The sequence below is a fragment of the Sodaliphilus sp. genome, from assembly GCF_045598405.1.
GTDB lineage: Bacteria > Bacteroidota > Bacteroidia > Bacteroidales > Muribaculaceae > Sodaliphilus > Sodaliphilus limicaballi.
Window position 1 is genome coordinate 1 of record NZ_JAZLLZ010000139.1, and the last position, 7926, is coordinate 7926.

Here is a 7926-nt window from a genome sequence, read left to right on the forward strand (position 1 = left end):
CTGGTTCTCGACGTTCTATATCTCGCCCGACGGCCATGAAAACCATGACGTCGTTATCAACAAGATAGAGACCGATAAGGAAGGAGGCGACTGGTCCACCGACATCATCGAGGCGGTGAACATGTTCTGCTTCACGATGCGTGTGCACTCGAACCTCGTGGGCTCGGTTCCCGGCAAGTCGCAGTCGAACAACAGCGGCTCGGACAAACGTGAACTCTACACGATCGCCCAAGCACTTCAAAAACCATACCACGACTTGCTGTTTGGTGTGCACCGCATCATCATCAAGTTCAACGGGTGGAAAGGTGCATTCCCGGACTGTCCGTTCGTGATGCTGACCACCCTCAATGAACACACCGACGCAAAGGTTGTAACCGCCGAGGGCGGAGATTAGAGATGAAAGATTAGAGATGAGAGAGGCTGCGCATTAAACTTTTAAACGATTAAACTCTTAAACCAATTTTTCAACGAAAAATTATTATGGCAACAGTAAGAATGATTAAGAACGCTGAGATGCTTGACCGATTCATCCCGAATGTGCTTGTGGCGGTCAAGGGAGAGAAGTCTCTTTTCGAAAAACTTGACATGCACCTGCTCGTGGCGGAGACCTGGTTGAAAGATACGTTCACTTCGGAAACTACTTTCAGCACCATCGCAGGGTACTCGGATGATAACATCATCAAGCATCTGGGCTGTCAAGTGGTGGTGAGCGAGGCATTCCGAAAGGCTGTGCCGTCGCTCGACCTTGTGCTCACGCCGAACGGGTTCGGCATTGTGAGCAACAACAATGTGGTCCCGGCTTCCAAGGAACGCATCGCAAGGCTGATGCAGTCGCTTGAAAAGACCAGGGACGATGCGCTTGAACTGCTTATCCCAAAACTCGCAGGAGCGTCAAAATGGACTTCTTCAACGCAGTGCGAGTGGTTCCGTTCCACACTGTTCCAAGACATGTCGGTTGTTGCCGAGATGGGCTTCACCGAACATCGTTGGGAAAAATATGTGGAACTTCGCCAGCAGATAATCGACATCGAACAGTCGCTCGCCGAGGAATTCATTTCGCCGGAGCAGATGGCAGCATGGAGGTCAACGCACGTTACCAACGCCACCATTGAGCGTGCCATAGCATTGGTAAAAGCGGAAATCCTCAGGGTACTGAAGGGTCAACCTATCAGCACGCAGAGGATGATGGATGTGGTAAACCTCATCCGAAACAATCCACTTTATTTCCCTGCATGGCACAGTTCGGACACCGCCAAGTTGTTCTCTCCACCAGTGTTCAAGAACAAAAAACAAGCGAAAGGATATTGGTTCTGATGGAAACGATTGCGGTAAACCTTATCGTTCCCAAGGGATGGAACGAACTCAACGACAAACAGCTGCTGTTTGTCTATCGCCTTTTAGCGGACGGACTGCCGTCGGTGGACATTCGCACTAAGTGCCTGCTGAAATGGAGTGACACGCACGTCATGGGTGTCGGAAGTGGCGAAACCACATTCCTGCTGAAACATCGCGGCAAGACCTTCGATGTCCCAGCCACCCAAGTCGCCGAGGTCATCTCGCTAATGGCTTGGCTCGATGATCTGCCGACTTTCCCTGTGCGGCCCTCACATTTCAAACGCCACCGCCCATTGCCTGCCGATTTCTCAGGTGTTCCCTTTGAGAAATTCTTGGTGTGCGACAACCTTTACCAAGGGTATCTCACAACCAAGGACGAACACCTGCTCGATGAAATGGGAAAGGTTCTATACGACTGCAAAGTCAAGGCTTTCCCAAGCCATTTCCGTATTGCATTTTTCTACTGGTTCGCTGCGCTGAAGCAGTATTTATCCAACACCTTCCCGAATTTCTATCGTCCGGCAAAATCGGAGGACAGCAACATGTTGGGCTCCCCAACCCAAAATGTTGCGGAGGCAATGAACGCGCAAATCCGTGCGCTGACAAAAGGCGATGTCACTAAGGAAAAAGAAATCCTTTCGCTTGATACTTGGCGGGCTCTCACTGAACTCAATGCTCAGGCGAAGGAATATGAAGAACTTCAACAAAAATACCCGACGAAATGAATACATCAAACTATAACTGGGATGCAGTGAACTTCTTTGAGACATTGACGGACGAGAACATTCTCGCCCGGCAGGAGAAGTTCACTTTCTGCCGAGTGAGTGGTCTTGACGGCTTCGAGGAAGCATTGGAAACCATGCAGTCCTCGGTCGCTTTCGTATGCGTCAGCGACATCGCGGGCGGTTACACAGAACTGAATAACACGCCTCGCACTCGCCGTGTCAAGACAGTGTTCCTCGCCATGCGTCATGCCCTCAACGACATGGTCGCAAGGCAGGAGTGCATGGACACGATGCGCGAGTTGTTCCGACAGTTTATGAGCAAACTCATTCTCGAGAAGACGAAGTTGGAACAACACTGCATCTATCTTGACCCTCGCATCACGTTCACTGAAATTGACCGCTACTTTGCTTCGGGATGCGCTTGCGCTTATTTCCAAATCGCAGTAGATGTATTCACCGTCCTGAGATTTAACAAAGAGGAATGGGAAAAGGTCTATGACCTTTGGCTATTAAATGCTCGTGGAATTTCTCAAAACTATTCTGCCGCTGCCAAATATCTCAGTTCGTTGAACGGACTATCCGAAGATGATAACGAGCCATTGTTCCTTAAAACCCCGAACTTGTTGACAAAAGGAATATCGGGCAGAAATGCCACCGAAATTATAAACAATTTCAAAACCCATGGTTTCAATGTCGAGCTCAGAGAAGCAGAGTATTGAGGAACGTCGTAAATACGTGACCGCATTTAACGACACGATGATTAAGATTTGGCAGGAGCAAATCACTCTGCTCGGCGTGATCGATACCGGGCAACTGCTCGGCTCTACTCACGCACTTTCAATGCGAATGGATAGTTCAGTCACAGAGGTGGAACTCTCGCAGGAGTTCCTTGAATACGGATTGTGGCAAGACCTCGGCGTAGGGCGAGACACGCCCAGAGGTAACTCAGGACTGGAGAACGGCACGAGCCGCAGGCGGCGCCGTTGGTTCTCTCGCAAATACTTCGCCTCTGTATTCAATATCCGTGACTTCATGGCTGAATCGCTCGGGCGAGATTTCAACGGGGTTTTGTCAAACGCTTTTGACCGACGCACAATTACGGGCAGGCTGTAAAATCGTGTCTTTTCATACACGAGAACGCCACCGTAATTTTGTGTCGTAAATTTTTCAACACATGATAGATATTTCTCAACTCACTTCGCTCATCACTGCACTGCGCAACGAGACGCAGAGTGAAGCCATCACTCCAGAGATGGCTGGGTCATTGCTGCAGATGATTGTCAACCTGCTTGCCACCGCTGAAACTTCAGCTGAGATCAAGGCGGTCAAGGATTGGTACGCTAACGCAAAGAACTTCCACGCAATTCAGAAAATTGCTAATGGTTCATCTGACCGCAACAATGTGTACCTTACGCCGACAAATGCTGATACAAATGGCACTCTCAATGTAGAGTCGGACGGTATCATCATTCGTCAGGCTACCACCGACAGAGCCGGTGCAATGCGTGCCCAGCAAGTTATCGACCTGAACAATGCGACAAAGAATGTGACTGCGTTGCAGACTGCATTGAACACTTTGTCTAACACTGTCGCTCAACTTGCAAATAAAGCATCCGATGTCATTGAGCACATCGAATGCGAAATCCGTTATAAGTCTTTATATCTGCGTGGTGCCAGGAGTCTGATTGAAAAAGGATATGTTCCATATCTTTTTCGATACTCGAAGAAAAGAAACCGCTACAACAATACGTTGATTGGCGGTGAAAGAGGTCACTCAAATATCAAAAAGGGATGGAACAGGATGGGCGGTCACCTCGTGTTGAAAATCAGTAGTGACGAACTCGTTCGGTTCAATACCTCCGACCATAGTTTCTGGAATAGTCAGGCGTTCAGTCCTCAATTGCTGAATAATTTTTCAAGCGAACCGAAATACCTCGTTGCGGAAAACCGACCGAGGGCTATCGGATGGGGGTGCAGCAAGATTAAACTGGAGGACATCAGTACACTGAAACCGCGTCTCGTAAAACTGCGCTTTGGCATCGCGTTCGTGAAGTCGGTTATCGGTCCAAGATTGCCGTCACAAATGGTCACTCTTGCCACGAATATCGCTGAATTCCATGTGGCACACAGTAGAAATCGTTTCGACAATCCTGACGCATGGCACTTCACGAAATAAAAAAAGGAGAGCAAAAGCACTCCTGTATAACACCAAGATGAGCCAAAGCACACTCCCGATGCTCCGTCGTTGAGCAAAGAGCACAACGACATCCGACATTGCAAAATTACAAAAAATCTCTCATATACACACGGTTATGAAGAAAAATAATCAAAAAAAACATACGATTCAGCTTATCTGCGCAGTCGCACTGGTTATCATTGGCTGCGGACTGCTGATTGCGGGCTTCATCATACCGCCCACTGGCGTCATTCACTCGTCAGTCTTGATTGCATTCGGCGAAATTCTGACGTTCGTGGGCGCTCTTTTCGGAATTGATTACCACTATAAAATAAAACAATCATGACAACGCATCTCAAACTTAAAACCTCGCGCAGTATCAACGAGATTATCGTGCACTGCGCAGCAACCCCGGAGGGGAAGAATTTCACAGTTGAACAAATCCGTAACTGGCACGTGAACGGACGTGGTTGGAAGGACATCGGATATCACTTCGTGATTTATCTCGATGGCTCTATACACGCTGGCCGCCCTGTCGAGCAGGTCGGTGCCCACTGCCTGAATCATAACCAGCACTCGATCGGTGTGTGCTACATTGGCGGTTGTACGGCAGAGGGCAAAAAGGCGAAGGACACTCGCACCCCTGCACAGAAAAAGGCACTGTTGGAGCTGCTTACCGAACTTCGAAGCATCTATCCGAAGGCGAGGATTCACTCACACAGTGATTTCGCCAATAAGGCATGCCCGGCATTTAACGCCACACAAGAATACGCTTCGCTATGAAATCGCTTGCAATAGCCTCCACCTGTCTATTGCTGCTGTCCGCTTGCCACACCAAGAAGACAGTAGCAACGGTGGAGAGAGTGGAAACCAACACTGCCTGCGTCAGCGCTTGTAGCACCGAAACCGCAATGGCGGGTTCGCTGCTGCGCTTCCTTTCGGCAGAGTTGGACAGTGCTGAAATAATCATCGAGCCGGTTGGCTGTGATGCTGAAGATCGTCAAGACAACTCTGACACGCTACGCACTCCCTCTGCGCCTCGCAAGACCAGGCTCCGAGTCCGTGCCAAGCGCATCAGGCTTGACGATAAGATGAACGCAGAGATTGTGACTGCTTCACAAACTCTGCAAACAGACTCATTATCGCATCACGGCCAATCGGTCGCTGAAACAGTAGAGGCAAGCGATAAGGTTATCGGGTATAACCCGCCAAACCTTGTGTGGCTTTTCGGATTAGCAGTTGTCTTATTGGCTACCGCCTTCGCCCTCGTTTGGTATTTCAAGAAGTAACGGCTACCGCCGTGGTTATTGGTTAGAGGTTATTGTGGAGTGGTATGTCCCTCTCATCTCTAATCTCTAATCTGATTTTCCATCTTTGTAAGTCAAACATAAATTCGTACCCTTGGGGCGGACCACTCGTGATGAGCAGTCCGCCCTTATTCTTTCCCCAACCCCAAGCCCCGATGTGCGAGCAGGGCATAATTGAACGCTTCCGCTGCGCTGCGTTTGGCAGTTCGCTACACATGCTCCGTGTTTGGTCGGCACGGGCTGTTGGCGGTTTGCGTTCGGGGCAAGTCCTTATAGGGAGACCCTTCCTGCGTCAGGGTCTCCCCAACGGACACGCCCTCGTGCCTGGGCACCACGCAACCGCCGCCTGTGCTGACAACACCAAGCACGCTCCGCTTCCTCGCCAGACTCGGCTCCACTCTCGCACACCTTGCCCACTACCGCACATCGCCACATACACCTTCGGCATTTTCTCGGGGACGAGAAAACACTCGAAGAGAGAGGTGCAGCCGTGGCGAAAAAATGGGCTTCGCACGTTTTTTCACGCACGGCAGCGCGATTACCGAACATTCCGCTCGGGCGAAAGCGGTTTTTTCGGGGCGAGAGTTCAGCACATCGGGGGCTCTACCGAGGGTGTCGTTAAGGGACACCCTTAACAATCCCGACCCAAACCACTGTAATACAGTGCTTTGGGTTTTTAAGTCCTTTACAAATGGCAATTTTTCGGCAAGAGCCACCGAAAAAGAAATGCCGTAAAGTCCTCAATCATTGATTTTTACACCATGGCAAAAATCGCTCGTTTTTATGGAAAAACGAGATAAAACCCAGTGCCAGGTTCCTGGCTCTCCCTGACACTTCCGTACCGTCTTTTACTACTCGAAAAAGACTCTCTACTTTTGCCAAAAGTAATCAAAACGAGTGCATGGCACTTAAACGGTTAAACCTTTAAACTCTTAAACTTTTATATGAGTAACTACACTACAAACGCAACAACTGTCCTTCAGATTAACGGACAACAGGCACAACAGACTCTTAACCAACTTCGGGCAAATGCCCTGCAGTTGGAAACAGCCATCGCCAAGGCTGCGGCAGCGGGCAACCGCACCGACCTGCGAAGACTGCGCTCGGAACTTACCCAAACCAAACGGCAAATCACCGCTATCGAATCCTCCACCATGCAGGTGGAGAGTGTGATGCGCCGTCTGGATCGGGCAACTCCAAAGGAACTGCAGAAGTCGCTCCAAACCTTGAACCGACAACTGCAATACATCGAGCGAGGTTCCGCCGCATGGAACGCTCATGTGAGGAAAATCCAACAAGTAAAGGCGCAAATCGCCACGGTGAACGCTGAACTCCGTCAGCAGGAAGGACTATGGACAAGGCTCAACGCCAAGGTGAACGAGTGGATGGGGACCATCGCACTCGCAGGAGCTGCTGTGACTGGTCTCATCATGGCTGGGCGCAAGGCAGTGAACGCCTACGCTGAGATGGAGGAGGAACTTGCCAACACTCGAAAATACACGGGTATGACCGAGGAGCAAGTGAAGAAACTCAACGAGGCGTTTGCCAATATCGACACCCGAACCCCTCGCGAAAAACTTAACGAACTCGCCCAGGAGGCAGGACGACTCGGCAAAACAACGCTTGAAGATGTGCAGGGCTACGTGGAGGCAGCCGACATCATCAATGTGGCACTCGTCGATCTGGGCGAAGGCGCTACGCAGACCATCGCCAAACTGACAAACATCTTCCGCGTGGACGAGGAACTGGGCACAAAGCAGGCGATGCTCTCCGTAGGTTCTGCCGTGAACGTGCTGTCGCAGAACTGTACCGCCTCGAAGCAGTACCTCGTTGAGTTTACCCAGCGCATGGCGGGCGTGGGAGCGCAGGCGGAAATGACCATCCCGCAGCTGCTCGCCTTCGGCGCTACGCTTGACGCTAACGGACAGAAGACCGAAATGTCTGCTTCTGCCCTCGGCAAGCTCACGATGATGCTGTTCCAGAAACCGGGCGAGGTGGCTGCACAAGTGGGCCTCGATGTGGAGAAGTTCACTGAAACGCTGAGGACTTCGACCAACGACGGTCTCATCATGTTCCTTGAGCGAATCCACGAACTCGGCAGCAAGGACGGTCTCGCGGTGCTGGCTCCTCTGTTCAAAGACCTCGGCATGGACGGCGTGCGAATGAGCCAGGTACTGGCTACGCTTGCCGAACACCTCGACATGGTGAAGTGGGAACAGGAGGAAGCCACCAAGGCATTCAACGAGGCGACATCGGCAACAAACGAGTACAACATCTTCAACAACACCGTGCAGGCAGGCATCGACAAGGCGAAGAACCGCATCCATGAGATGGCGGTGGAACTGGGTGAGAAATTATTGCCGGTCATGAAGCACGTCATGAC

At 50.8% G+C, this 7926-nt stretch carries 9 protein-coding genes and 1 pseudogene; all 10 read left to right on the plus strand.

Annotated elements, in window-relative coordinates; all coding sequences use genetic code 11:
* Positions 1 to 394 (plus strand): annotated as a pseudogene (locus ACKI3C_RS09800) (hypothetical protein); the annotation flags it as partial.
* 86 nt (positions 395 to 480) lie between these two features.
* The gene (locus tag ACKI3C_RS09805; protein WP_407404520.1) at positions 481 to 1314 is read left to right on the plus strand and encodes a DUF6712 family protein; all 834 of its coding nucleotides are present in this window, start codon (positions 481 to 483) and stop codon (positions 1312 to 1314) included.
* Positions 1314 to 2060, plus strand: coding sequence for a hypothetical protein (locus ACKI3C_RS09810; protein ID WP_407404522.1), 747 nt, complete (start codon positions 1314 to 1316; stop codon positions 2058 to 2060). The genes ACKI3C_RS09805 and ACKI3C_RS09810 overlap by 1 nt, the downstream gene beginning before the upstream one ends.
* Positions 2057 to 2779, plus strand: a complete 723-nt coding sequence (locus ACKI3C_RS09815) for a hypothetical protein (protein WP_407404524.1) — start codon at positions 2057 to 2059, stop codon at positions 2777 to 2779. Before ACKI3C_RS09810 ends, ACKI3C_RS09815 begins: the two co-directional genes overlap by 4 nt.
* 127 nt (positions 2780 to 2906) lie before the next feature.
* Positions 2907 to 3173, plus strand: coding sequence for a hypothetical protein (locus tag ACKI3C_RS09820; RefSeq protein WP_407404526.1), 267 nt, complete (start codon positions 2907 to 2909; stop codon positions 3171 to 3173).
* Between the two features lie 61 nt (positions 3174 to 3234).
* Positions 3235 to 4236 carry a hypothetical protein gene (locus ACKI3C_RS09825; protein ID WP_407404528.1) on the plus strand — a complete coding sequence of 334 codons (1002 nt, stop codon included), beginning with the start codon at positions 3235 to 3237 and terminating at the stop codon, positions 4234 to 4236.
* Between the two features lie 136 nt (positions 4237 to 4372).
* The gene (locus ACKI3C_RS09830; RefSeq protein WP_407404530.1) at positions 4373 to 4582 is read left to right on the plus strand and encodes a hypothetical protein; all 210 of its coding nucleotides are present in this window, start codon (positions 4373 to 4375) and stop codon (positions 4580 to 4582) included.
* Positions 4579 to 5019 carry an N-acetylmuramoyl-L-alanine amidase gene (locus tag ACKI3C_RS09835; RefSeq protein ID WP_407404532.1) on the plus strand — a complete coding sequence of 147 codons (441 nt, stop codon included), beginning with the start codon at positions 4579 to 4581 and terminating at the stop codon, positions 5017 to 5019. The genes ACKI3C_RS09830 and ACKI3C_RS09835 overlap by 4 nt, the downstream gene beginning before the upstream one ends.
* A complete protein-coding gene (locus ACKI3C_RS09840) occupies positions 5016 to 5525 on the plus strand; it encodes a hypothetical protein (protein ID WP_407404534.1) in 510 nt (169 codons plus the stop codon). The genes ACKI3C_RS09835 and ACKI3C_RS09840 overlap by 4 nt, the downstream gene beginning before the upstream one ends.
* Positions 5526 to 6487: 962 nt before the next feature.
* On the plus strand, positions 6488 to 7926 hold a 1439-nt coding region (locus ACKI3C_RS09845; RefSeq protein WP_407404536.1), incomplete at its 3' end, for a phage tail tape measure protein.

What these genes read in the sequence shown, in the direction of transcription:
- ACKI3C_RS09805 (WP_407404520.1), top strand. Translation starts at nt 481, where the DNA reads ATGGCAACAGTAAGAATGATTAAGAACGCTGAGATGCTTGACCGATTC.
- ACKI3C_RS09810 (WP_407404522.1), top strand. Translation starts at nt 1,314, where the DNA reads ATGGAAACGATTGCGGTAAACCTTATCGTTCCCAAGGGATGGAACGAA.
- ACKI3C_RS09815 (WP_407404524.1), top strand. Translation starts at nt 2,057, where the DNA reads ATGAATACATCAAACTATAACTGGGATGCAGTGAACTTCTTTGAGACA.
- ACKI3C_RS09820 (WP_407404526.1), top strand. Translation starts at nt 2,907, where the DNA reads ATGGATAGTTCAGTCACAGAGGTGGAACTCTCGCAGGAGTTCCTTGAA.
- ACKI3C_RS09825 (WP_407404528.1), top strand. Translation starts at nt 3,235, where the DNA reads ATGATAGATATTTCTCAACTCACTTCGCTCATCACTGCACTGCGCAAC.
- ACKI3C_RS09830 (WP_407404530.1), top strand. Translation starts at nt 4,373, where the DNA reads ATGAAGAAAAATAATCAAAAAAAACATACGATTCAGCTTATCTGCGCA.
- ACKI3C_RS09835 (WP_407404532.1), top strand. Translation starts at nt 4,579, where the DNA reads ATGACAACGCATCTCAAACTTAAAACCTCGCGCAGTATCAACGAGATT.
- ACKI3C_RS09840 (WP_407404534.1), top strand. Translation starts at nt 5,016, where the DNA reads ATGAAATCGCTTGCAATAGCCTCCACCTGTCTATTGCTGCTGTCCGCT.